12 protein-coding genes are annotated in these 26,779 nt (G+C 58.2%); 5 read left to right on the top strand and 7 right to left on the bottom strand.

Features of this window, described 5'->3' with window-relative positions; translation table 11 throughout:
- Window positions 1–166 precede the first annotated feature (166 nt).
- From CJ255_RS10295 to CJ255_RS10285, 3 genes are all read left to right on the top strand, one after another.
- Entirely contained in the window at window positions 167–2,419 is a 2,253-nt protein-coding gene (locus CJ255_RS10295; RefSeq protein ID WP_097644018.1) for an ATP-binding protein, read from the top strand.
- Complete coding sequence (locus CJ255_RS10290; RefSeq protein WP_097644017.1) at window positions 2,370–12,560, top strand: Calx-beta domain-containing protein; 10,191 nt, start codon at window positions 2,370–2,372, stop codon at window positions 12,558–12,560. The genes CJ255_RS10295 and CJ255_RS10290 overlap by 50 nt, the downstream gene beginning before the upstream one ends.
- A gap of 148 nt (window positions 12,561–12,708) precedes the next feature.
- On the top strand, window positions 12,709–15,387 hold the full coding sequence (locus tag CJ255_RS10285; RefSeq protein ID WP_097644016.1) for a hypothetical protein: 2,679 nt from the start codon (window positions 12,709–12,711) through the stop codon (window positions 15,385–15,387).
- A 182-nt stretch (window positions 15,388–15,569) separates the two neighbouring features.
- Here CJ255_RS10285 and CJ255_RS10280 read toward each other — a convergent pair whose 3' ends face one another.
- Window positions 15,570–15,983: a DUF8738 domain-containing protein gene (locus CJ255_RS10280; RefSeq protein ID WP_124681898.1), complete on the bottom strand. Its 414-nt coding sequence runs from the start codon at window positions 15,981–15,983 to the stop codon at window positions 15,570–15,572.
- A gap of 293 nt (window positions 15,984–16,276) precedes the next feature.
- On the opposite strand from CJ255_RS10280, the gene CJ255_RS10275 reads away from it, so the two are divergent.
- A complete protein-coding gene (locus tag CJ255_RS10275; RefSeq protein ID WP_165774659.1) occupies window positions 16,277–16,966 on the top strand; it encodes a glycosyltransferase in 690 nt (229 codons plus the stop codon).
- Between the two features lie 78 nt (window positions 16,967–17,044).
- A complete protein-coding gene (locus CJ255_RS10270) occupies window positions 17,045–17,485 on the top strand; it encodes a hypothetical protein (protein WP_097644013.1) in 441 nt (146 codons plus the stop codon).
- Between the two features lie 185 nt (window positions 17,486–17,670).
- On the opposite strand, the gene CJ255_RS10265 is transcribed toward CJ255_RS10270, so the two are convergent.
- The 6 genes from CJ255_RS10265 to CJ255_RS10240 all read right to left on the bottom strand — a co-directional run bounded on the left by CJ255_RS10265 (window position 17,671) and on the right by CJ255_RS10240 (window position 26,688).
- Complete coding sequence (locus tag CJ255_RS10265) at window positions 17,671–21,009, bottom strand: type ISP restriction/modification enzyme (RefSeq protein ID WP_097644012.1); 3,339 nt, start codon at window positions 21,007–21,009, stop codon at window positions 17,671–17,673.
- A gap of 348 nt (window positions 21,010–21,357) precedes the next feature.
- On the bottom strand, window positions 21,358–22,764 hold the full coding sequence (locus CJ255_RS10260) for a LutB/LldF family L-lactate oxidation iron-sulfur protein (protein ID WP_097644011.1): 1,407 nt from the start codon (window positions 22,762–22,764) through the stop codon (window positions 21,358–21,360).
- Between the two features lie 108 nt (window positions 22,765–22,872).
- Entirely contained in the window at window positions 22,873–23,910 is a 1,038-nt protein-coding gene (locus tag CJ255_RS10255; protein WP_097644010.1) for a hypothetical protein, read from the bottom strand.
- Window positions 23,911–25,173, bottom strand: a complete 1,263-nt coding sequence (locus CJ255_RS10250; RefSeq protein WP_097644009.1) for a glycosyl hydrolase family 18 protein — start codon at window positions 25,171–25,173, stop codon at window positions 23,911–23,913.
- 3 nt (window positions 25,174–25,176) lie between these two features.
- Window positions 25,177–25,542: a metallopeptidase family protein gene (locus CJ255_RS10245; RefSeq protein ID WP_097644008.1), complete on the bottom strand. Its 366-nt coding sequence runs from the start codon at window positions 25,540–25,542 to the stop codon at window positions 25,177–25,179.
- Window positions 25,543–25,551: 9 nt separating this feature from the next.
- On the bottom strand, window positions 25,552–26,688 hold the full coding sequence (locus tag CJ255_RS10240; RefSeq protein WP_097644028.1) for a tRNA-queuosine alpha-mannosyltransferase domain-containing protein: 1,137 nt from the start codon (window positions 26,686–26,688) through the stop codon (window positions 25,552–25,554).
- Between the last annotated feature and the right edge of the window lie 91 nt (window positions 26,689–26,779).

Here is a 26,779-nt window from a genome sequence, read left to right as displayed (position 1 = left end):
GGGGGTTCGGGGCGCAGCCCCAGGAATGGGCCGCAACCACCACACAAAATTAAACAAACTGTCAGCAAAAGCCCCTTGCATAACCCCCCTACTAAACCTATACTCATAGTATACGGCGTAGTCTCGCTACGTCCGTTTAGCTTCTGCTTATGTCTACGAGGCGGCTATGAAGCGCATATGGAAGCAGCTTACTGGGCAGCTTCGCTACCAGATTATTATACCCTTCCTGCTGCTCACCCTCGTTGTGTCGGTGATTGGGGCCTCGTTGTCCTTTTTTTTCCTTGCCCAATCGATTGATGAACGGTTCAATAATCAGTTGGCGAGTATTGCCAGCAGCGTAACCGATTCCATTGTTGCCCAAGAACGCTCAAACCTTGAGTTTCTGCGCGAAGCTGCGTTTGCTCCTGAAAACAACGATCCAGAGGTAGCTGCACCGGCTGTTGCTGAGGCGCTGGCTACGAATGATCGCCAAGGTTTGGCCCGTGCGCTCCATCCCTATTTTCGTTTGGCGAGAAACCGCAGCCAGTTACGTATTGATCGCCTGATTGCTTTTAATCAGGCTGGTGAAACACTGGTCGATTTTGAGAGTTTTGGTCAGGCATCTGAGCCAACTGTTCACGCACCTTTTCTCATCCAAGGGTTACCCTATATTGATGACGTTCTAACTGGTCGTGCTGATGATCTCGGCGATAAGTATGCCTACATCATTAGCTTTGATGGGAGTGAAACCTACTATTTGGTGACGATTGCTCCGGTCTACCATAACGAGCAGATTGTTGGTGGCTTGATTGCGGGTATGCGGCTGGATAGCTTTTTGACGATGCTGCGTGACCGTTCGCAAGCTGCCGGGATCACGGCGTATGATACCGCTGGTAGAATCTTGCATTCTACCTTTGTTGAAAATACTGATCCAATTGATAGTGATTTTGTTAGAGGATTTTGGAATAATCCCGACATTACAAGTGAAGGCTTTTCAGTCAATAAAGATTTGCAGCTTGCTCCACGCGAATTCAAGGCAGCCTACGCCGCTCTGTTCATTCGCAGCGAACCGTTAGGCATCATCGCTCCGGCGCTATCAAACGAATTTGTCATGAGCGACTGGCAAAGTGCCTTCGCGCCGATTTTGGGGTTGGTGCTGGTGCTGGCTGTCTCGATTATCATCGTGGGTGTCTTTATTGCGAATCGCATCACCCATCCCCTCCAAGACCTTGTCGCCACGTCGAAGGATGTTGCCGCTGGTCAATTCAACCGGCGTGCTACAGTCTATCGTGAGAATGAGATTGGTCAATTGGCGGTGAGCTTTAACCAGATGACCGAGTTCCTCACTCAGCTCTATGCCCAAGTGCAGTCAGAAGCGAGCCAGCGGGCTGCAATCGTTGATAGTATCACCGATGGGATTGTGGTGGTTGATGATCAGGGCGATGTGCAGTTGATCAATCGGGCGACACGACGGCTGATGCGCCTCCCCGATGATGCCCCCGCACCCAAGAAGTTGAGCGATATTCCCCTCGAACCCTTAACCGACGGTGTGCCTGGCTTTGGTACCCAGCGGGCCCAAGACCTCTATACCCTTGGTGATTTTATTGTGCGTGCTTCGATTGCGCCTGTGGTTGGTGTGGATCAAAGCCGCTCGGGCTATGTCTGTGTGCTCCAAGATATGACCTCTGAAGTAGCGGTAGACCGTGCGAAGACCAATTTTATCGGCACGATTTCGCATGAATTGAAGACGCCCCTCACGGTAATTGGGGGTAATGCCGATCTGCTGCTGCGTGGCCTCGTGGGCCGTTTGGAGGATGACCAAGCGAGTTTTGTGGAGACGATCCGTTTACATGCTAACAACATGGCAGGTTTGCTGCAGAATGTGATTACCGTGGCCCACCTTGATGCTGGAGTGACTACCACCGACCTTGAGGCGGTAGAGTTGGCTCGTGCGGTTGATGAGGCCAATTGGCGGGTTCAGAGTCAGATTAAGGCCAAAGGGCTGACCCTCACCGTTGATATTCCGAGTGATCTGCGGCCCGTCTGGGCCGATTTTGACCATGTGCGTCAGGTGGTGTTCCAATTGGTTGATAATGCCCGGCGCTATACCAGTAGCGGCGGGATTAGCGTCCGTGCCCTCGATTGTGGCGACCATGTGCGGGTTGAGGTAAAAGATACCGGGCGTGGGATTCCACCCGATATGCACGAACAGATTTTCCAACGCTTCATTCGTGGCGATGGCGCGAGTGAGGGCATCAATTCCGCTGAACGGGGCATTGGCCTCGGACTCGCCATCTGTAAGCAACTTGTTGAACGTCTAGGTGGCACTATTGGGGTAGAAAGTGTGCCTGATCAGGGCAGTACCTTCTACTTCACCCTCCGCTACGCTGATGATACGCCGAAACCTGAAAAGTCTTCCTCCATGGCTGCGGCTGCCTAAGCGCGATGTCTTAAAGCACCCGCTCCTGTGGATTATCCTGCTTACGATTGTGGCTATTGTTGGTAGCCTCTTCTTCTTGGCGCGCCTGACCTTCCGCTTGGCGTCGCCCGAAGTCTCGATCTATGCAGGCAATATTCAGGCTCTTGAACCGGCTGACTATAGCTTTTGGGATGATGAGCCTCAAGTTGGTGCGCCTGGTGCTCAGGTGATTGAGGCGATTGAGCGTGATCGCCTGACCCCTACTCCGCGTCCTGGCGTTGGTCTTAATCCGCTCCAAGATGTGGTTGTTATTGCGCCTGCGACCTTTACGCCAACCCCTACGCCTACGCTTGCGCTTACCGATCCGCTTGATGGGCAGACTGGTCTTGGTGCGGGTACGCCTACAACTACGTCTACCAGCACGCCTACGAGTACGCCTACGAGTACGCCGGTGCCGCGCACGCCCACTGCACCAGTTGTATCGTTTGTTACGCCGATTCCGCCGACCAATACGCCGACGCCGGTGCCGCCTGTCGAACCACCAGCGCCTCAGCCTGAACCACCGCCGCCCCCTGAACCTCCGCCCCCCCCACCGACGGCCACGCCTACTCCGCCGCCACCTCCACCTCCGCCACAACCAGCGACGGCGACGCCGACCAATACGCCAGTTCCGGCGACGGCGACGCCAACCAATACGCCAGTTCCGCCAACCGCGACGCCAACCTATACCCCCGTTCCGCCAACCGCGACTCCAACCTATACGCCCGAGCCGACGGCGACCAATCCGCCTGCGCCGACGGTCACGCCTACCAGTACGCCTGAACCGCCCCTGCCAGAGGTTGCGTTCGTGCAGTCCGAAATTACCGCACGCGAAGCCGATGGGCGCGCTACGTTTGTCCTGCGCCTCAATATCAATGCTCCGCGTGAGGTTACGGTGGCCTACACGACCCGCGATGGTAGTGCGCGGGCGGGGGTACACTATCGCGCCACAAGTGGCACGCTGACCTTTGCGCCCGGTGAGCGCGAGCAGGTCTTGCCGATTGAATTGCTGTCCAATGAGCGCAATGATCCGCTGCGTACCGTCCAGTTGCATTTGGGTACGATTACCAATGCGACCCTCGCAGGCCCTGAGCTTGGCCTTTTGACGATTGTCAATAGCGATCCGCCGCCTACGGTGCGCTTTGTTGGTACGGCCCGGACTGTCACCGAGAGCGTTGGTTCGGTGGGCATTAGCCTTGAGTTGAATGCGCCCAGTGGCAGTCGCGTTGAAGTGCCCTATACCGTTACGGGCAGCGCTGAGGCGCGCCACCATACCCTGCGTAGCGGTACGGTCATCTTCCCGCCTGGCACGACGATGATGCGCCTGCGCTTTGAGGTGCTGAGTGATCTCGTCGCTGAACCTGATCGCACCGTTGTGGTGCAACTTGGTACGCCCGTCAATGCTATTGTCGGAGCGCCAAGTACCTATACACTCACGATTAAAGACAATGCGGTCGCTCGCGTCAATCTGAGTGAAACCAACTTTGCGCTCTATGAGGATCGTAGTCGGCCCCATAGCGCCACCTATACCCTTGCGCTCAATAGCCAGCCCCGTGCCCCCGTCACCATTGTGTTGCAGGCCGATGACCAGTTGACGGTTGCGCCTACGAGCCTCACGTTCCGCCCCCAGGATTGGAATGAGCCGCAGACGGTGACGCTTACGGTCATTGATGATGCGATTGCTGAAGGTGACCACGTTGGGCGGATTACCCATCACGCTACGAGCAACGACTCCTTCTACCACGAGGTGGCGATTGCGCCTGTAGAGGTGGCGATTACCGATAATGATACGGCGGGCATTCGCATTACTGCGCCCACTACGGCGCTTGAAGAGAGCCGTGCCAATAATCGCCATCGCACCAGCTATAGTGTGCGCCTCACAAGCCAACCGCGTAGCCCCGTAACTGTCTCGGTTGATGCGAGTGCTACGCCCCACCTTACGGTTGATCGCAATCAGTTGGTCTTTACCGCTGCGAATTGGAACCAGGCGCAGACGGTCAATGTGACGACGGTGCAGAATCAGATTGACCAGGGGAGTACCTATCAGGCTACGTTGAGCCATACTGCCGCCAGCGCTGATCCCAACTATAACGATCCCGGTGCGCCCTTTGCGCCCCGCGAACTCTCCTTTACGATTACTGATGATGATACGGCGGGCCTGATCCTCAGTCGCACGAGCCTGAGCCTCACTGAGACGGCAACTGGTAGTACGCTGGAAACCTATAGCGTGCGCCTCGCCAGCCAGCCCACCGCGCCGGTCACGGTGAATCTTTCCCACGCTACGGTGGAATCGGCAGCACTTGTGCTGACGCCTGCGACCCTCGTCTTTACGCCAGAGCAGTGGGATACCCCGCAGGAAATTGAGGTGCGTGTTGCGCCCAATCGGGTTGATCAGGGCAATACCTATCCCGCAACGATCATCCATACCACGACGAGTAGCGATCCCTTCTACCAAGAGGTGCGCCGTACTCTGGGGGTGACGATTACCGATAATGATACGGCGGGACTACTGCTGAGTGCCAATAGCATCAGTCTGCGTGAACTCACTGAGGCACCTGGGAGTACGGTGGCGAGCTACAGCGTGCGCCTCGCCAGCCGCCCAACTGCGCCGGTGACGGTGAACCTGACCCATGCGATTGTCAACTCGGCGGCACTTGAGTTTTCAACAACAACCCTCGTCTTTGCGCCCGCACAGTGGGATACGCCGCAGGAAATCCGGGTTTGGGTTGCGCCCAATCGGGTGGATCAGGGCGATACCTACGCCGCAACGATTACGCATAGCAGTAGCAGTAGCGATTCCTTCTACCAGGGCTTGAGCCGTGCCTTGCCGGTTACGATTACTGATAATGATACGGCAGGGCTAATCCTTAGCCGCAATAGCATCAGTCTTGAAGAGACGCCCACGGGCAGTACGACGGCCACCTACAATGTGCGCCTCAACAGCCAGCCCACTGCGCCGGTGATGGTCAGTTTTGATGTGGCGATCATTGACACGGCTGCACTTACCTTTGCCCCAGCAACCCTGCTCTTCACCCCAGCAAACTGGGATAGCAACCAGACGGTGCAGGTAGAGGTTTTGCCCAACCAGGTTGATCAGGGTACAAGCTATAACGCCACGATCACCAACCGAACCACCAGCGCCGATCCGCGCTATACCGGACTCAGCCGTGCGGTTGCCGTGACCATTGTGGACAACGATAGCGCAGGGTTGGTCGTTAGCCCGAATAGCATCAGTTTGACTGAAACGATCACGGGCAGCACGACGGCCACCTACAATGTGCGCCTCAACAGCGAGCCCACTGAGCGGGTGACGATCAACTTTAGCCAGGTGATCAGCGCTGGGGCCAACCTGCGCTTTAGCCCGCCGAGTCTAGTCTTTACGCCCAACAATTGGGCTACTGCCCGTACTGTGGAGGTGCGCGTTGCGCCCAATTTCGTTGACCACGGCACAAGCTATACGGCCTTGATTGGCAATAATGCCACCAGTAGCGATCCGCGCTACCAAGGTCTGAGTGCCCAGGTTACGGCCACGATTAGCGACGATGATGTGGCGGGCATCAGCCTCAGCACTACCAGCCTGAGCCTTGATGAGGGCGATAATCTAACCTACAGCGTGCGCCTTACCAGTGAACCAACTGCGCCCGTGAACATCACGCTCACGCCGAGCGTTGCGGGTGAAGTGACGCTCACGCCGAATACGCTGAGTTTCAATAGTAGTAATTGGGATATTTCGCAAACCGTTACGCTGACCAGCATTGACAATAATGTCGCTGACGGCGACCGCACGCTGACGATTGCTCACACCAGCAGCAGCGCCGATCCTTTCAACCAAGGACTCAGTGCAACACTGAGTGTAACGATTACCGACAATGATACGGCAGGTGTGTTGCTCAGTACCACTGCCATCAGCCTCAGTGAGACGCCGACGGGGAGTACGACGGCCAGTTACAGCGTGCGCCTCGACAGCCAGCCTCTTGCACCAGTGACGCTTGAGGTTGCCGTGGCAATCACCGATACGGCTGAACTTGTGCTGAATCCGGCCACGCTCATCTTCACACCTGCAACGTGGAATGTCAGCCAGACCGTGGAGGTACAGGTTGCGCCCAATTTCGTTGACCAGGGCACGAGCTATACGGCAACCCTTAGTTACACGGCGACTAGCAGCGATCCCCTCTACCAAGGGATTGCTGTGCCGCCCATTGCTGTCACCATTACCGACAATGATACGGCGGGCATTCTGCTCAGCCCCACTAGCCTGAGTCTTGATGAGGGCACGGCTGAAACCTACACGCTACGTCTTACCAGTGAACCAACTGAGCCCGTGAACATCATGCTTACGCCCAGCATCACGGATGAAGTGACGCTCACGCCGAGTAGCCTGAGTTTCGATCGTAACAACTGGAATATCTCGCAGACCGTTACGCTGACCAGCATTGACAACAACATTGTTGATGGTGACCGGACGCTGACGATTACGAACACCAGCAGCAGCGCCGATCCCTTCTACGCAGGGCTGAGTGCAGTGCTGGATGTGACGATTCACGACAATGATCTGCCGGGTCTCCAGATCAGCACCACGAGCATCAGTCTTGAAGAGACGCCCACAGGCAGCGATCCGGTGACCTACAGCGTGCAACTAGTCAGCCAGCCCACCGCGCCAGTGACGGTGAGCTTTGGGGTGGCGATTACCACCACTTCTGGCTTGGTGATCACGCCCGCTGTGTTGCTCTTCGCGCCAGCCGAGTGGAATGTGGCCCAAACGGTCACGGTGACGGTGGTGCCCAACACGGTGGCTCAGGGTGATACCTACACCGCTACGATCACCCACACCAGCAGCAGCGCCGATCCCTTCTACGCAGGGCTGAGTGCAGTGCTGGATGTGACGATTGAGGACGATGATCAGCCGGGCCTCCAATTTAGCACTACCAACCTCAGCCTCACCGAAACGCCCACGGGCAGCGATCCCGTTACCTACAGCGTGAGTTTGGCAACCGAGCCGACGGCTGCGGTGATGCTCAGTTTTGTGGTGGAGATTACCGATACGGCTGAGTTGCAGATCACGCCCACTGTGCTGCTCTTTGATAACACCAATTGGAACACCAGCCAGACCATTACGGTTTCGGTTGCGCCCAACTTTGTGGATCAGGGCACAAGCTACACGGCGACGATTCGCCACAATGCGACCAGTGTTGATCCCTTCTATAACGGGGTCAGCCGTGCGGTCGCGGTGAGCATTGTTGATGACGATAGCGCCGGGCTGCTGCTCAGTACCGATAGCCTCAGCCTCACCGAGACACCCACGGGCAGCAATGTAGTGACCTATAGGTTCAGTCTGGCCAGCCAACCCACTGCGGATGTGACGCTCGACTTTAGCCAGGTGATCAGCGCTGGGGCCAATCTGATCTTCACGCCAACCACCCTGCTCTTCACCCCGGCTACTTGGAACGTCAGCCAGACCGTTGAGGTGCAGGTTGCGCCCAACTTTGTTGACCACGGCACGAGCTATACGGCTACCATCAGCCATAATGCAAGCAGTGCAGACCCCTTGTACCAAGGGCTCAGTGCGACCCTGAGCGCCACGATCACTGATGATGATACGGCAGACATCCTGCTCAGTACGTCAAGCATCAGCATGACTGAGGGCACGGTTGCAACCTACACGCTGCGGCTTGCCAGTACACCAACTGCGCCCGTGAACATTACGCTTACGCCAAGTGTCATGGGTGAAGTGACGCTCTCGGCTACCAGTCTGAATTTCGATAGTAGCAACTGGGCCATTTCGCAGACCGTCACGATCACCAGCATTGACAACAACATCGTTGATGGTGACCGAACCTTGACGATTACTCACACCAGTAGTAGTAGCGATCCCTTCTACGCAGGGCTAAGTGAAACGCTGGCAGTTACGATTGAAGACAATGACAGCGTGGGCATCCTGCTCAGTACGCCCAGCATCAGCCTAACGGAAACGCCCACAGGTAGCAATGTGGAGACCTATAGTGTTAGTCTGGCCAGCCAGCCCACTGCGGAGGTCACGCTCACCTTTAGCGTGGCCATCAGCGCTGGGGCTAATCTGATCTTTACGCCAGACCCCCTGGTCTTCACCCCGGCTACTTGGAACCTCAGCCAGACCGTCGAGGTGCAGGTTGCACCCAACCAGGTTGACCACGGCACAAGCTACACCGCTACCATCAGCCATGTGGCCAGCAGCGCCGATCCGTTCTACGCTGGACTCACGGCAGAGCTGACGGCGACGATCATTGATGATGATACGGCGGGCATCCTGCTCAGTACGCCCACCATCAGCCTGAGCGAAACGCCCACGGGTAGCAATGTGGAGACCTATAGTGTGCGACTGGCCAGCCAGCCCACTGCGGATGTGACGCTCGACTTTGGCGTGGTGATCAGTGCTGGGGCCAACCTGATCTTCACCCCAACCACCCTGGTCTTCACCCCAACGACCTGGAATGTCAGCCAGACCGTTGAGGTGCAAGTTGCGCCCAACCAGGTTGACCACGGCACGAGCTACATCGCTACCATCAGCCACAACGCCACCAGTGCTGATCCCTTCTACCAAGGGCTCAGTGCGACCCTGAGCGCCACGATTACCGATGATGATACGGCGGGCATTCTGCTCAGTACCACCAGCCTGAGTCTTGATGAGGGCAGCAGTGTCAACTACAGCGTGCGCCTAGCGAGCGAACCGACCGCGCCGATCACCCTCACCCTTACGCCGAGCATTACGGGTGAAGTGACGCTCTCGGCTACCAGTCTGAGTTTCGATAGTAGCAACTGGGCCATTGCGCAGACCGTCACGATCACCAGCATTGACAACAACATCGTTGATGGCGACCGCACGCTCACCATTGATCACAGCAGCAGCAGTGCCGATCCCTTCTACGTGGGCTTGAGTGAAACACTCAGCGTCACTGTGCTCGACAACGATATGGCCGCGTTGCTGCTCAGTACGTCCAGCATCAGCCTGAGCGAGACGCCCACAGGCAGCAATGTGGTGGCCTACAGTGTCAGTCTGGCCTCTATGCCAACTGATCCGGTAGAGATCAACCTGAGTGTCGCCATTACCGACAGCGCCACGCTCATCCTCACCCCAACCACCCTAGTCTTCGATCCAGCCACTTGGAACATCAGCCAGACAGTGGAAGTGCAGGTTGCGCCCAATGTTGTGGATCAGGGCACAAGCTACACCGCTACCATTAGCCACAACGCCACGAGTGCCGATGCGCTCTACAACGGGCTGACTGAACTAATTACCGCTACGATTACCGACGACGACACTGCGGGCCTGCTGCTCAGCACCAACAGCATGAGTATCACCGAGGGCACGGTTGAAACCTACACGCTACGGCTTGCCAGTGAACCAACTGCGCCGGTGAGCATTGCGCTTACGCCGAGCATCGCGGGTGAAGTGGAACTGAGTGCTACGCTGTTCAACTTCGATGCCAGCAACTGGGCCATTTCGCAGACCGTCACCATCACCAGTGTTGATAACTTCATTGTTGATGGCGACCGCAACGTGACCCTGAGCCACCTCAGTAGCAGTAGCGATCCCTTCTACGCAGGGCTGAATGAGGCGCTTGCGCTCACGATTGAAGACGATGACAGCGTAGGGATTGTGCTCAGTACGCCAACCATCAGCCTCAGCGAGACACCCACGGGCAGCAATGTGGTGACCTATAGCGTTAGCCTGAACAGTGAGCCCTTGGATGAGGTCACGCTTGATCTGACGGTAGCAATCAGTGCTGGCGCGGAGTTGCTGATCACCCCAACCACCCTGGTCTTCGAGCCTGCTACTTGGAACATCAGTCAGACCGTCGAGGTGCAGGTTGCGCCCAACTTCGTGGATCACGGCACGAGCTACACCGCCATCATCAGCCATGTGGCCAGCAGTACTGATCCCTTGTACGCAGGGCTGAGTGAAGTGCTGACGGTGACCATTGAAGACGATGACACGGCGGGCATTCTGCTCAGCACGCCCACCATCAGCCTCACCGAAACGCCCACGGGCAGCAATGTGGAGACCTATAGTGTCAGCCTGAGCAGTGAACCCTTGGAGGATGTTACGCTTGATCTGACCGTAGCAATCAGTGCTGGCGCGGAGTTGCTGATCACCCCAACCACCTTGGTCTTCACCCCAACGACCTGGAACGTCAGCCGGACGGTGGAGGTGCAGGTTGCGCCCAACTTCGTGGATCACGGCACGATCTACAGCGCCACCATCAATCACAGTGCCACCAGCAGCGATCCGCGCTACGCTGGCCTCAATGAAGTCTTGACTGCCACCATCGAGGACGACGATGTTGCAGGCGTGCTCATCACCCCCGACAGCGTCTACCTCTACGAAGAGGGCGAAACGAGCGCCACGCTGGAAGTACGCCTGACAAGCGAACCCATCATGCCCGTTACCCTCGACCTAAGCCATGACGGGCAACTGCGGGCGATCACGCCAACCCAACTGATCTTTGATAATACCAACTGGCAAACCACGCAGCCCATCGTGGTACAAGCCCTCGACGACAATCTGCTCGAAACCGTTGTACACAGTGCCATCCTCACACTGACCGGCAGTGGCGACCCCGCCTACATGCAGACGTGGGTCTACAACGGCATCGCCATCGAAGACAACGACACTGCTGGCTGGATCGTCACGCTGCCCGACGGCAACGTGACCTCTGAGGATGGGACGGAAGTTCGCATGCAGATCCGCCTGATCAGCATCCCAAGCGATCCAGTCTTCCTCAACGTCAGTTCAAACGATCCGACCGAGGGCATCATTGATGGCACCTTGCCACTCGAATTCACCCCGGCCAACTGGAACATCACCCAGACCATCTTGGTTCGCGGCGTAGACGACCTAGACTATGACGGAACTCAAACCTACACCGTCACGGTTGCGGTAGCGAGCAGCGCTGATCCGGGCTATGCTGCGGCAGCCAGTACGAGCCACACCTTCTTCAACGAAGACAACGAAAGGCGCACCGTCTCGATTGGTGATGCAACCCCAATGAACAAAGATCAGCCAAATCTCACCTTCCCAGTGAATCTCTCAGGTGTCACCTTTGGGATTGTCGAGGTGGACTACACCACGATTGATCTGAGTGCGCGTGCAGGCGAAGACTTTGTGGCGCAGAGCGGCACGCTCACCTTCAATCCGGGCGTACTCAATGCGAATATTGTGGTAGCTCTGATCAACAACTTTGAACCCTTCCAGAGCGACATGGCGGTGCGGCTGACTGCCATCCGTACCTTGGGCAATGATCAGGTCGTCTTTAGTGACCGCCAAGCGATTGGGACGGTGCTCAGCACCTACCCATCCATGCTGCGCTTCAGCACAGACACGCTCTATGTCGCTCGGCAGGGTGTGGCAACCACCCCTGTGGAGATTGAGGTACGCTTGGATGCCGCCATCGGCTACCCTGTCAGCGTAGGCTACAGCATCACAGGTGGTACAGCCCAGGCCGGTACTGACTACACCCCAACAAGTGGTACACTCACCTTCCCTGCGGGCGTAGTGGCCCAAAGCTTCACGCTGGAGGTCTTGGAGAATGCCAGCGCCAACCTGACCGAAACCATCCAACTGACCCTAGGTGATCCGGTGGTTGGTGGCGGCAACCCAGCGATTCGGCGCGGCAACCCCTACGAACTGGAAGTCATCCTCTACAACCTGCCGCCGGGCGATCCCAACGTACCCAACCCGGCACCACTTGAGATTGTCGCCGATTTTGGTGCACCTGTTACTGGAGGCATGGGGCGCTTCGTACCGATCTACATAGACTACACCAATCCAGGGCCAGCAACGGCCTACACCACGACCGTCAGGATCAGTCTGCCCCCCGAATTGACAACCTTTGGATTTACATGTGCTCCTGTGGGGTTACCATTTACCTGTAGCACCGAACAGCTTGGCCTTGATCAATTCATCAACCTAGAGCTTGGTAATCTGAGCGCTGGCGCTACCGGGAGGATTACTACGCAAGCCCTCATTGATCCTAATGCGCGCCAAGGCAATCGTGCAGTAATGCTCGCCGAGACAGCATTTGGCGATCCAGCCGGTCAGACCTACAACCTGCGCACCACCGCAACGCTCTTGATCACACCGCCATAAGGGAAGGATACAGAAACGAGAACATAGAACATAGGTTTGCGGCATCAGTTTGCGAGGACGCGAGGACGCGAGGACGCGAGGACGCGAAGCACTCGCCTCTTCGCCTCACGCATCCTCGCAACATTGTATAGGGCATTATAATAGCCCCATGGCTCAACGTTCTCACCGTCTGCTCTGGGGGGCGCAACTCCTCACCATGCTGCTCGTCGGCGCCTACCTGATCTATTTTGCCGACCACGCGCTGCAGTTGCTCACCTTTCCCTTCCCGCTCGATTATGGCGAAGGGCCACTCGTGGCCCAAGTGGCGCGTCTGCTGGCTGGCACGAGCATCTGGGCGCTCTATCGTGATCCCAGCCTTGCGCCCTTCCAGATCATCAACTACCCGCCGCTCTACCTCATCGTCACCGCCGCACTAACGCCTCTCACCAACTCGCCCCTGATTGCCGGGCGACTGGTGGCGCTGCTCAGTACCTTGGCGAGTGTTGTTGCTCTTGCGCTGCTGGCCCAACGCGCTACCCCCATACCCGCACAGCGTTCATGGCGTACAGTAGGCTTGACGCTCTACCCGGCGCTCTTCTTCCTTACTATTCCCATTGTGCGCGAATGGGCCGTGTTGATGCGCGTAGATATGCTGGGACTCTGTTTGGGCCTGTGGGGTTTAGTCGTACTGAGTTGGCGTGGGCCACCCACTGCGGGGCGCAGCATCCTTGCCGCCCTGCTGCTCACCGCCTCGCTCTTTGTCAAACCCTCACTCATCGCCGCCCCGGCTGCGGCCCTGCTCTGGCTCCTCTGGCTCAACTTGCGTTTCGCCCTGCCGCGCTGCCGCGCTGCCGCGCTCCCGCCCCCTCGCTCTCCCGTACTCCCACTCATCCTCTTCAGCGCCACCCTCGCCCTCGTTGGCGGCGGATTCTTCGCGCTCTTCCAATGGGCCAGTGGCGGCTGGTTTGCGCTCCATGTCGTTGCGGCCAATGCCAACCGCTGGGAGTTTGCATTGGCCAAAGGTTTCTGGGAACAGCAGTTAGCCCTACGCTGGCCCCTTGCTGCCGCAGCACTCCTGAGTAGCCTCTTGATCAGCAAGCTCGCACGGTTCCAACGTTCGAGCGAGCGCAGTGCAGCACCTGAGCGTCTGGACGCAAGCCTCATCCTGCCCATGCTCTACACCCTGTTTGGCATCGTCACTGCCGCTGGGATTGGCAAAGTGGGTGCCTACAGCAACTACTTTCTTGAACTCTACGCCGGGCTGATCTGGCTGCTTACCCTGGGCCTGTATAGCGCCGCAATCTCCATGCCTGGGTATGTTCATAGGCGGACAGAAGATTTGCTCTTGAAGCCACGAATAGGCTATCGGGATGCCCGAGATGGCCCTCACCCCCCGGCCCCCTCTCCCACAACGTGGGAGAGGGGGGGAATGCAGCATCCCCTCCTTCATCCTTCCTCCTTCCTCCTTCCTCTTCCCTACATCCTCCCCGCCATCTACTGCCTGCTTGTCCTCGCCCTGCTCTTCTACCCGCCCCTCTGGGATGCGACGCGGCTACGGCCTGCGGGCCTGCTCGAACCAAGCCCGCCACGGTTTATCTTGGGGCCTCATGGGCTCTGGAGCGACATGATGCGCGAGCGCGACGTGCTTGCGGCGCAGACGCGGGTGGGTGCTGCGCTGCGCGATGAAGTGCAGGCCGCCGGGCCGCGCATCTTCAGCGACATGCCCGGCGTTGCCGCCGCCGCAGGCGTCGAATCGCGTCTGCAAGCCTTTGAAGCGCGCCAACTGTTTGATCAGGGTCTCGCCACTGAAACATCCTTACTGCACGAATTGGCCAATGGCGAAATCCCCTTAGCCGTGATTGACTTCTTGGGCAACTGGTTAACCCCTGGTGTTATTGAGGTTATGCAACGTCGTTATGCCTACGACTACGCCATTGGCACCTTCCAACTCTATCGTCCCGTGGCGGTCGGTGCGCTACAACCCATCCCAGAGCAACGTATAGCCACAGACGGCCTCGCGTTGCATGGGATCCACCTGGCTGAACCTGTAGGGAACACCTACGAACCTGGCAGTCTCGTAGCCATAAGCCTCGTGTGGCAACGCAGTGCCGCCCTTGGCTTGACCCAACCCGTAAGTGTGACGTTGCAACTCCAAACGCCCGACGGCTATCCATTGCTCACAAGTGAACGCCCGTTGCTCTACGGTGTCTACCCGCCAGCGCAATGGCCTGTGGCGGCACCCGTCCAGCATATGCAGCCGCTACAGCTCCCCGAAGCATTACCCGATGGTCGCTACCAGCTTGCCGTCGGGCTACAGATAGCGGACGGGCCACTGGTTGCGCCTCAAGCCGTAATCGAGCTAGAGAGCATCTGGCAGGGCGGCATGGAGTTTGAAGCGACGGGCCACTTCGTACCGGCGCGTCTGCTGCGTGCCTGGGCCGAACTGGGCGGCCCCAGCCGTGCAGGGCTACCACTCACCCCGGTGGTGCCTTTTGCTTGGGGCCAGCTACAATGCTACGAGTATGCTTGCCTAGAACTGCGCGGCGAGCATGTCACCCCGCGTGAATTGGGCAGCCTACACTACCTCGCCGAAACCATCCGCAGCACCACATGCCTTGATGCTTCACGTGCAGATGAGCAACTCTGCCCAGGCTTCGCCCCTGCCCCAGCCGACTACCGCGCCCTCGGCCCGGCCATCAGCGGCGAAATGCTACGCAACGGCTGGATTGTCCAATGGAGCAGCGGGGCACGCCTTGAACGCGCCCCCGGCAGCGACGAGATCAACCTTGGGCGGCTCGGCGACGAAAGCCTGCACCTGCCACCGGGCATGAGCTACCGCTGGCCATAATGCCATTGTAGATTGTAGATTGTAGATTGTAGATTGCCGAACATGGCGTCCCAAAGGGCTCTAGGGATGGTTTCAGGATACGTTATAGTCTTGAGGCATCCAAGGCGTTCTGAAGCCTCAGCCCTATTTCCTATTTCCTATTTCCTATTTCCTGTTTTCTGTGTCTTTCCGTTAGCGTTAATCTACTCACAATAGACAAAGCCACCCTGAAGGTCACCATGGTAGGCATACTCAACCCCATCAGCGACAAGGACAGCCCGGAAGCCATCAATGAGTACTTGCGGGTAGAACATGCCCTCCTGTGGGCAGCCTAGCGCGCCATCGGGCCAGGTTACAAACTCAACCTCAGCGAGGCTAACCTGCTCAGGATCAACACCCTGCTGCGCAGCCAGATCGGCAATCATCGCGTCCAGCCATTCCGGGGGCAACTCGGAGGTAATCGGAGCAGGCACAGCCTCTTGGGGTTGCTCGACGGGCGGTAGGGTCGGATCCGCCGGAGTGGGCCCGTTCGGTGCCGCCGTACCAGCACCACAGCCAACCAGCGCCAAAAGCAACAAAAGGCTCAAGCCGAGCATCATACGTTGGGTTGTCATCATCAAACTCCTTTATGGTAAAGCCTAGCACCATTCCCTCTACATGACGTACCAAGTCTCTCAATGGTTCCCCTCAACGCTATGCTATACTAGTATGATAAGCCCCTGCTGGGGGGTGGGGGAGGCGAAGCCTCGCCTGAAAACCCCTCATTTCCTTTCGTGTTGGCGGCTTCGCCGCCAACACGAAAGGAAATGAGGGGTTGCGGCACCGCTGGATGCGTTCAGCGCATCCAGCGGTGCCGCAACCCTACTTTTTACTTTCTGTATCCTTCCCTAACCATCACGGGGGCCGAGTCGTGGAAGCGATCAAACTATCAATCATTCTACCAACCAACGGAGGGGGCAAGCGGCTAACGATGGCCGTAGCCGAGGCGCTGGCCTTAGCCGGGGAAGCCCTTAGTACCTATGAGCTTATCATTGTTGATGATGCGAGCGACCACGAAACCGCGCGCATTGCCGATCGCCTAGCGGCAACCCATCAGCATGTGGCACTCTTGCGCTTCACACGCCGCCTCGGCTACCGTCGTGCGCTGCATGATGCATGGGGGGCCGCCAGTGGCCAGTATATCGCTGCGCTTGACCTGAGTGGGCCTGCGAGCCTTCGTGAGCTTCCGCAGCTCTGTGCAGCCGCACCAGGGCATGCGGTTGTGCTTGGTTACCGTGAGCGCCCAACCCACAGCCTACGCGAGTTGATCTTCAACACGACCGCACGGCGCATTGCGCCCGAAGTGCGCGACCCCGCTTTGGGCTTGGCGCTCTTTCACGCTGATCAACGCGACCTCATTGCTACCGCTGGGCCGGATCGTCTCACTCATATCGCTGCCTATGCCGCCGCACAGCAGCGTGGCCTGCCGGTTACCCAAGTCAGCATCAAGGCCCAAACGCCCCTTGCCCCCAGCAGCAGCCCCAGTAGCGCCCTTGGTGTCGGCATGCTCGTTGCCGCAGGCAGCCTCTGGCTGCTGCGGCGGATAATGCGCCATCCCTAAGGGAAGGAAGAAGTAGAAAATAGGTTTGCGGCATCAAGATGCGCTGCACACCCCCAAGCTGTAACAGAGGAGACCTCTATGAGTCAACCGCCGAACGATGACCAGTCCAAACAGTCGCAGGGCGAGATCGCCAACGAGTTGCGCGAACTAAGCCAACAGATCGAGACGCTCTTTCGCAATGTCCTCCAGACCGAAAAGGCCCGCCAGATTCAGCAGGATGTCTCGGCTGGGCTGAAAGAGATTGGCACCCAACTCCACTCGGCTGCAAAATCGATCCAGGAGAGCCCCAAGTTTCAGGAATTTGTTGAACGTGGCGAGCAGGCGGTCAATCAGGCCCAGCAGAATAAGGTTGCCCAAGACTTCCAAGAGAGCCTTGCTCGCGGCATCTCACAGCTCAACGATCAACTCGCGGCCTTCATCGCCCGCACCCGCGAAGACGGCGCAAGCCCAGGCGGAACGGCACGCCCCAGTGAACCGAGTACAGGCGAAACCACCCGGCTTGATCCTGATGAGAAGTAGGCGTTCGGCGCAGACAACACTCTTTTTTGCGCTGGGGATGCTGCGAGGGAACCATGTTCCCTCGCGCACCCTACAAGCGTAGCGCTTATCGCCCGCTCGCCATGATCAAGAACGCGAAAGCCTATTGGGACGCCATGTTCGGCAATCTGCAATCTACAATCTACAATCTACAATCGCAAACAGCCTCAATCATCATCAACTTCATCGTGTTCAGCAGCAAGAGCATCCTCCATACCCGGTAGGGCATGGTTAGTTGCTATGCTGGGAGGTGTGGGGCCTTGCCGTTCACGCGCACTGGGCTTGGGCAACTCGCTGGCCTCAAAGGTCGCACCAGCGCAAATCTGCTCACTCAGGGCCGTTGCCAGGGGCAATCTAGCAAGCGTATGCTCTAGCACCCAGAGCAGATCGAGCAATTCATCGTCGAAACTCCAGCACTCAGGCCGCAGCTCATCAAGCAGCGACGAACGCTTACCCGAACGTTTACGCATGCGATAACTGAGCCATGAGGCAAGTACCGGCATCCCCGAAACCTGAAACGCCCAAAGCTCTGGCGCAACCCTACTAAAGCGCCCCTTCCCAACCCGCAATTCCTGCTTGGTGGGCTCGTAGGCATAGGTTGTGGGATACTCCTCCTTGCTCTGGGGAACCGCCACCTCAATCTGGGCCGTACCATAAGGCACCCGCCCAGCGCTGCGGCCCGGCGGAACATAACGTTCGCCAAAGGTATGCAGCCAGATCAACTCGGCCCCCAGATCGGCCATAGCGTTAAAGAGCTTCCCGTCTTTGGTGATCGGCAAACGCGGGCCGGGTATGGTCAACTCCTCCCAAAAACGCTCAACATAATCCGGGTTGGCCAAAATGCCATACGTATAGGCCAGGAAGCGTTCCGGGCTGACCGGCTGGCCATACGCTGCTTCGAGTACAGCCAACAGCCCGGCAGGCAGATTAGCTTCGGTAGCGGCAGCATCACGCCAGAGGGGGATGACGTCTTTGCCACCTCGGTTGCGAAAGTGATGTAGATCGGGCAACAGATAGGTCACAACCGCGCCCGGCCCTTTACCTAGAACGTCGGTGAGCAGGCTGGTGAGGTAGACTTGGTGCTTGCCATACACCGCCTGCAAAGCCGGACGTGGTCGGTCACACAGGCGATGATCACGGATCATCCACTGGCGATCAAAACTACGATAGGCATAACGCACAATCGGTTGACTGGGGCTGTCTGCTGGGAGGTTGGCAAGCGCAGGCAGTTCTATGTCTGGCAGCGCAGGACTCTTCACCACACGCGATACCGTGCGTGCATCAGTTTCACGCAGCGCCTCACCGCGCTGTTGTGGCGGTAGCGCCAAGAATTCCCGCCAGCGCCGCTGCAACAGTTCTGGCGTCTCGCCAATCGGCCATGAGCGTTTGAACTGCATCCCATTGGTTTGCCAAGGGAAGAGGTCGGTCAAGCAGGGCCATGACCAGTAGTTGGTCGGAAAGGTGGGCAGAAAGGGCGCTTGCCAAGCATTGTGGCATGAGCGCCAAGGGATGTCACCGAAGCGGTTCACCGCCTCAAGGGCCGCCAGCTTCTCCTTGCGACTGCCGGTGATACAGGTGTAGTAGACGTTCGCCGGGGTATCTTCGGTCGTCTGTGGTGTGCGTAGGCCCACCGCAATCGCTACCGGGGTTTGGATGGCAAAGACATTCTCAGTTTTGCGCGCCCCACGATGATCACCCTCAAGGTCAATAATCCAGATTTCATCGAAGCTACGGCGCAACAATTCGCGCATGCCCGCAAAACCAGGGCCGCGCAGGTATGATGATGCGGTAATAAAGCTGATGATGCCGCCACTCGTTTGCTGTTCACACACCTTCCAGAGCGCCCAACGCCAAAAGTAGACATAATCGTTGTAGAGGCTCTTAGCGTGCAGCGTCGTCCCCGCCGCCTCAAGCGGTGCAAGAAAGTCGTGCAACAGCGGCTGAACACTCTCATCTTGGCTCGGATCGCCAAAGCGCACCCAGCCCCCCTTACGCCGCTGCCCAACCGTCGCCGCATCGATCACCTGGCGATCGTAGGGCGGATTGCCGAGGCAAACCAACACCGGCGTATCACGCTTAATCGTTTGGGCACGCTGCTGTTCAATCCCAAACTGCTTATAGGGCAACGGCAGGTAATCCTTAGGCTTAGCATGGGGCGATTCGAGCGTATCAGTCAGATAGACGTGAATCCCATCAGCGGGCAGGGTGCCACCCTCAGCCAGAATCTGCTGCGTGAGGCGCAAATGGGCCACCGCATAGGGGCCAACCAGCAACTCAAAGGCGTGCATCTGCTCGGCAGCCGTCGTCGCGGCAGAGGCACGCTTGCCACGCCCCTTCACAGCGACAATCTGATCGAGGCCATACTGCAACGCGGCAAGCAGATAGGTTCCCGTGCCAGTGGCCGGGTCGAGCGTCACCACGCCCTCATCCACAAAAGCGAAGGGCTTAGCGAAGCGTTCGGCGAGCAATTGGGCCACGAGGCGCACTTGGCAGCGCACCACCTCCAAGGGCGTATAGTAGACCCCACGATCCTTGCGCATCTTGGGATCATAAGCAGCCAAAAAGTCTTCGTAAAAATAGAGCCAGGGATCGCCACTCTGCGGCCTAAAGAGGCGCGGATCAACCGCTGCAACCACCCGTTCCAGCAGACGCACCGGCACCTCAAGTTCCGCCCGCGCATCAGCATCGGCCAGCATGCGGAGCGTATCGGAGAGCAAACGATGACCCGGACGCAGCGCACTAACCGCGTTACTCGTTGTCAATTCTTGCGCCCCCGAAACACGAGCCAGCAGCAGAGCATAACTAAAGGTCTGGGCATAGGCATCAGCAAACTGCTGGTCATCCGCCTCAGGAAAGAAGAAGACACGCCAATCCTTCGCCAGATTAGCCAGTGCCGAATCGCCCTTTTGCAGCGCCACACGCACATCTTCGCGCAGCAGGCGACAGAGCGGCGCAAGCAGCTCCGCCAACGCACGGGGCGTCGTGGGGGCCACCGGCTCCCAGCGCAAAAAGGTACGCAAAAGTTCCAACAATTGAACTGCATCCCGCATGGTCACCGCCGCAGCGCCAGCACTCGTCACCGCGCCACTCATCCGCACAAGGCCACCTACCGGCGCACCATTGGCATACAAAGCCCACTCATTGCCATCGCAATAGATCAGATTAGGCAGATTCTTAAACTTCTCCCACTGCGCCCTATCATCGCCCTTAAATCTCGTAGGCTCGGCACCCTTACCAGGCGCCTTAAGTTCAACATAGCCAACCAAGAGGCCATCGAGCACCACCCCCAAATCGGGGCGACCACCCACATCAGCCACCTGCACCTCACTCAAGACCTGCACCGGCGCGATGGAGAGGGCCGCACCCGCCGCCGCAATCACCCGGCTGATCGGCCCCTTAAGCTGATCTTCAGGATGTGCCTTGGGCAACAGGCCATAGAGCGCCGTAAGCTCAGCGGCATAGGCCATGAGCGCCTGGTGGAAGGAGGAGGTTTGTGGTGTGGTCATGGGGGGGATTATACCATTGCCGATTGCCGATTGCCGAACGTTGCATGATCACCGTGTAGCACGTATCATACCCATTACCCTTGAACATGCCGTATAGCAAATTACGTCAGACCGCATTGCAATGAGGTATAGCCTGCTTGTCACTCGTCACTCATTACTTGTAACTGGTATCATACCAAGTTGATGTGCATCGCTGGGAGCTTTCCGCTGGCACGATTTGACTTGATCTTCTTCTTTTTTTTGCTCAAGGCTGAACCTCTTAGGACGGAGGGGGTAAGCGAGGGAACTAGGTTCCCTCGCTTACCCTTCCTAATTCGGCTACGATTAGCATCTGTAGGAGGGCATCAGCTACCGCCCCCTCTGCTCCCACCACTCCGTGAAGCTCTGGCGCGGTAGCGCCGGGAAGTCGCGCTTGCGTGTCCAGAGGTGCAGCGGTGGCGGCAGGCGGCGGATGCGCCCTTGGCGCTCTAAGAAGCGCGCCCCAATCCGCGCTGCCCGCCCGCTCGCTCGGTAGAGCGTCGGGTTCTTCATGGTTGTCGTGTAGCTCTGGATGGCCGCTCGCTCCACCGCGTCGGCCTTGCCCGCTCGCACCGCGTCGGCCCGTAGGCGCAAGAGCAGGTCGGGGATGGCGATGCGTACCGGGCAGACCTCTTGGCATGCGCCGCAGAGCGAACTGGCCTGCGGGAGCATGTGGACATCCGGGAGATCAGGTTGTAGCAGGGGGGTCAAAATCGCCCCAATTGGCCCGGAGTAGACGCCGCCATAGGCGTGGCCGCCAATCGCTTGGTAGACCGGGCAGGCGTTGAGGCATGCGCCACAGCGGATGCACATCAGCGCTTCGGCGTAGGGGCCGCCGAGCATCTTGGAGCGCCCGTTGTCGAGCAGCACCAGGTGGAACTCCTCCGGGCCGTCGGCCTCGTCGGGGCGTGCCGGGCCGTTGATGATGCTCGTGTAGACACTCAGTTTCTGGCCGGTGGCCGAACGGCCTAGCACCTGTAGCAACACGCCCAAGTCGTCCATCCGCTCGCAGATGCGCTCAATCCCCATAATCGCCACATGGATGCGCGGCACACTCGTCGTGAGGCGTGCATTGCCCTCATTCTCCACAATCACCACTGCGCCCTCATCGGCCACGCCGAAGTTCACCCCGCTGATCCCCATATCAGCCTGGAGAAACTCCTGACGCAAGGCTTGGCGCGCCGCCCGGATCATCGGCGGAACCTCCGTGGTTGGCGCCATCCCCAGATGCTCCTCAAAGAGCGCCCCCACCTGCTCACGGGTCTTGTGGATGGCAGGGGCAATGATGTGCGAAGGGGTCTCGCCCGCCAACTGGATAATATACTCACCCAAGTCGGTCTCGACCACCTCTACGCCCGCTGTTTCAAGCGCATGGTTCAGGTGAATCTCCTCCGAGGCCATAGACTTCGATTTGACCACCTTCTGTACGCCGCGCTCACGGGCCAACTCAGTGATATAGCGGCATGCTGCGGCACCATCCGTCGCCCAACAGACATGGCCGCCCCGCGCTTCCACCTGGACAGCCAAACGCTCCAGCAGCGTATCGAGGTGCGCCAGCGCATGGGCCCGCAACGCCCGCGCCTGATTACGCAGCACCGCTTCCTCACTAAGTGCCGCCAGCGCCAACGTCCGATTGCTAATAAAGCGCGTCGTCGCCCGTTCCAACGCCGTCTTCAGCATGCCATCCTTGAGGGCATGCTCAACCCGCTCATAGAAGGAGATGCTTTGGGTGGTCATGAGATTTCCCTTGAATTTTGCCTTACGGCGACCTACTTTTTCTTCCGGTTTGGCGGCTTCGCCGCCAAACCGGAAGAAAAAAATAGGGTTTGGGGCGAAGCCCCAATCTCACCGCGCCGTCTGCGCCGAGAGGGCGCTCAGTTCAGCCAAGAGTTGCGATTGGGCCGCGAAGGAGCTTTGGGCACGCTCGATGTAGGCGCGTGATTCTTGGAAGCGGAGCGCAGCACGGTTGGCGTTGGCAACTTCGTAGCTACTAAAGAAGACCAAGACCGCATCAAGCCCTTCGCGCTGCAACTCAAGCCCCCGGCGATAGTCGTCGTGGGCCTGTTGCAGCGTTGCGGGGGGGCGCAGCGCATCCATTGCGGTAATCGCATCATCAACCGCCGCTCGCAGGCGCTGGTTGGCCGTCGCTGCCCCCACCGAACCACCTACAAGCCGCGTTGTCTCGTCGTGGTAGGTGGCCGTCGCGACGCGCAAGCTCTCACGTACCGGCTCCAAGGCATTCAGATAGCCCACGCTCAAGCTTTCAACCACAGCCAGCGGTTCGGCTTCCAGAATCGGCTCAATCGTCGGCAACGGATTGGCTACCGGCTCTACAACTTCAACCACAACCTCATCGAGCGTAGGGGCAGCAACCTGTGCCGCCAAACTCTGCTCCAAGGCGAAGACAAAACTCTGGTAGAGCACAATCGCCACACAGACAAGCGCAATTGGAAAACTCCAGAGCAGCAGGCGCGCCCGGTTCATCTCGTGGCGGTTGCGGCGAAAACTGACCCACCAAGAATCGCGGCGCTCCGCATCATCAATGGCCGACGCCGGGCTGGGCTGATCGAGGCCAGGTGCGGGCTGAACCACCCCCGGCGCTAAACCACGCTGCTCAAGCATGCGCAGCCCACGCAGCGCATGCTGGTTCTCCGGGTTGAGCTTTAGCACCGCCTCAAGGCAAAACGCCTGTTGACCCGGCTCGTCCAACACCCCACTGAGCCAGAGCCACGCCTGCTCGCTGTCAGGATTCAGGCGCAGTGAACGGGTCAATAAACCTACCGCAACCCGCCGCTGACCACCGCGTGCCGCTGCGACACCGCGCTGGTACAAGCGTTGGGCTTCATGTTCGTTGGCGCGGATGGCCTGTTCGCTAATGGTCATTTAGTGTTCAGGGATCAAAGGACGCAATGCACGCTGCACCAGGGTTGGATCATTCACCATATGCTCACGTACCGTCTGCCAATATTCCGGTTTCTCATAGCCAAGCTGCCAGATCGCAATCCCCGCAAGGTCGCGCTCTTGTACCGTCTGGATCTTTGAAGCCAGACCTGTCGCGGTCATAAACCAGACTTGGCGCACACCCTGGGCCGAATTGTAGTTGAAGTAGCTCTCTTGCACCGGCCCAAAGCTATTACGCTCCATAAAATTGACCGTTGCGCCCTGTTGGTTAATGATGTCCTCAATGACGCTCCAGGGCCGCGCAATCGCATTACCAGAAGGTGGCCAGTCGTAGCCATAGAAATGAACGCCCAAAAAGACCTTTCCAGGATCCATCACACTCGCCGCATATTCGGTCACTGCATCAACCCAATAGCCAGGCGCAACTGGCCCAGGGCCACTCCCACGCCAATGGTAGTCGTAGGTCATGATACGCAATTGATCAATATAGGGCTCAATCGCCACCCAATCCTGAAAACCACCGAGCCCGCCGTAGTCACTCGATTTGGCATGCACCGCCACCGTGAGCAACTTGTCGTGCTGACGCAGGGCCACACTCAACTCCTGAATAAAGGCGGTATAGTAGGGCCGCATCGAAGCAGCCAGACTCTCATAATCAATGTCAATCCCATCATAGTTACGGGCTACCACTTCGTCTACGATATACTGAACGTGGCGGGCACGCAGACCGGGATCGCGCAAAATGTTGACCACAATATTGGGATCATGGGTCACATTATGGATCGAAGGAATTACGCGAATATTCAGTCCGTGGGCAATCCGCACCAACTCATCATCGCGGTTGCCAAAGATACGCCCACTGGCGTCTGGGGTATACCAGAAGGGGCTAATATCGTCAATAATATCGGCATTGGCGAAGAAGGAATCGCGTGCCGCCCCCTGAAAGATGGCGGGGAGCCAGACAACAACGTAGCGCCCACTCTTGGGATGGTAATTGACCGGCTCCGGCTCAGGGGCCTCAGCGGTAGGCACCGGCGTTGGGGGCACCGGGGTGGGCAGAATGATCAACGGTGCCGCTGTCGGTACCGGCGTCGGCGTATACTCCGGCAACATCGCGGCCTGCACCGGCGCCTGAGGAAGACGCTGGGCCAAGCTGAAGGTCTGCACAAAGAGCGCTCCGGCCACACCTAGGGCAACAAGGTAGATCAAGCTCAAAATAGCAATACGCAAAGGAAAACGGCGCATAGTTTAGTAAGCGTCCAACTCACGCAGCCGGTCGTCACTGATGCCAAAGAGATGAGCAATCTCGTGCAGCACCGTGCGGCGTACCTGCTCACGCAGTTGAGCGGCAGTGCGAAAATCGCGCTGAAGCGCATCTTGAAAGATAACAATCGTGTCGGGCAACAGCAACATCCCGCCCGTGCGCTCAGTGTACGGGACACCATCGTACATCCCGTAGACCGTATGCCAGGGCTTGAGTTCCAATGCCCGCCGCTGTTCGCGCGTGGGGCGGCGCGCTACGATGATCTCGACATTTTCGAGATAATCGCCAAACGGAGGCGGGAGATCTTCAATCGCTTCAACAACGAGTTGCTCGAAGGTTGTGCTGTCCATATACGTTCATTATACGGGCGCGTGATTTGGGGTGTCAAGATGAGTTGAGCCTGATCCATACTTCCCCAACAGCGGATCATAGTGAACCACCAACTGGGCCCAGTCGTAACGCTCAGCCAGCTTGCGCCACGTCCTACGCGGTACGCTGCGGCAGCGGATCAAGGCATGGGCCAGCGTCTCAGCCAAATCCTCCGCATCACCCGTATAGAGCCAAGCGGCATGCAGTTCACTGGGCAGCAAGGCGGGGTAGTTGAGACGGTTGGGCAGTACCGGAGCACAGCCGCAGTACATAGCTTCGAGGACACCAATCCCAAAGAACTCCTGGATCGCTGTACTCACCACTAGCGCACTGCGGCGCAACAGCGCCCCATAGCTGGCCCGTGTAGGCGCATAGCCCCAATGGAGCGTCTGCGCCGCCCAGCGCGCTTTGGCCGCTAGGTAGCTCGCATCACGCGGATCGATCTGCTCGCCCACCACAATCAGGCCAAAATCCACCCCTTGGGCGGCCAAATGCTCTAAGGCCGCAAAAAAGACCCCCGGCTGCTTATCGTAGTCCCAACGGGCATTCCAGAGGATCACCGGGGGGCCAGTGAGTGCGTCTGCTTCCTCTGGGCCGTCGAGGGCAGCCAAATCAATTCCTGGGGGCAACACCTCACTCTTGGCCGCAATGCAGGGCAGCGTCTCCAACTCACGGAAATCGTGGTAACGCCCCAACAAACCCGGCAGCGCCGCCAAGAATTCTTGGCGATGAAAGGCCGAATTGAAGAGCAGCCCATCGGCTACCAGCGCCGTCGTATAGTTGATCCACGCAAAACTGAGATCGCGTTGCCGCCCCGCTGGCAAAGGGTAGGTCAACTGATTCTCATGAAAATAGGCCAGTGCCGGAATCCCCGCAAACTGTGGGCTCGTCAAAGCCCGAAACGTCGCCAGATCAAGCATATCACTAGCCACAATCAGATCAGGGCGTTGCGGCAATGCAAGCGCCAAACGCGCCAACGTCACCGCCCCACCGCGCATACGCCAGCGCCACCCCCCCGTCGTAGGCAGAGTCAGCAACGTCACCTGATGGGCACTACGGGCCGCGTAGCCCGCCGCTACCGCCGCATGAGAGCCACCATGAAATGGATCGAGCCAGAGAATGTGCATGGGGGTAGGAAATAGGGGGTAGGAAATAGGGGGTAGGAAATAGGGGGTAGGAAATAGGGGGTAGGAAATAGGGGGTAGGAAATAGGGGGTA

The organism is Candidatus Viridilinea mediisalina, from assembly GCF_002532535.1.
Classification (GTDB): Bacteria; Chloroflexota; Chloroflexia; order Chloroflexales; family Chloroflexaceae; genus Viridilinea; species Viridilinea mediisalina.
The sequence above is the reverse complement of the archived record's forward strand: the minus strand, read 5'-3'. Positions and strand labels throughout refer to the sequence as shown.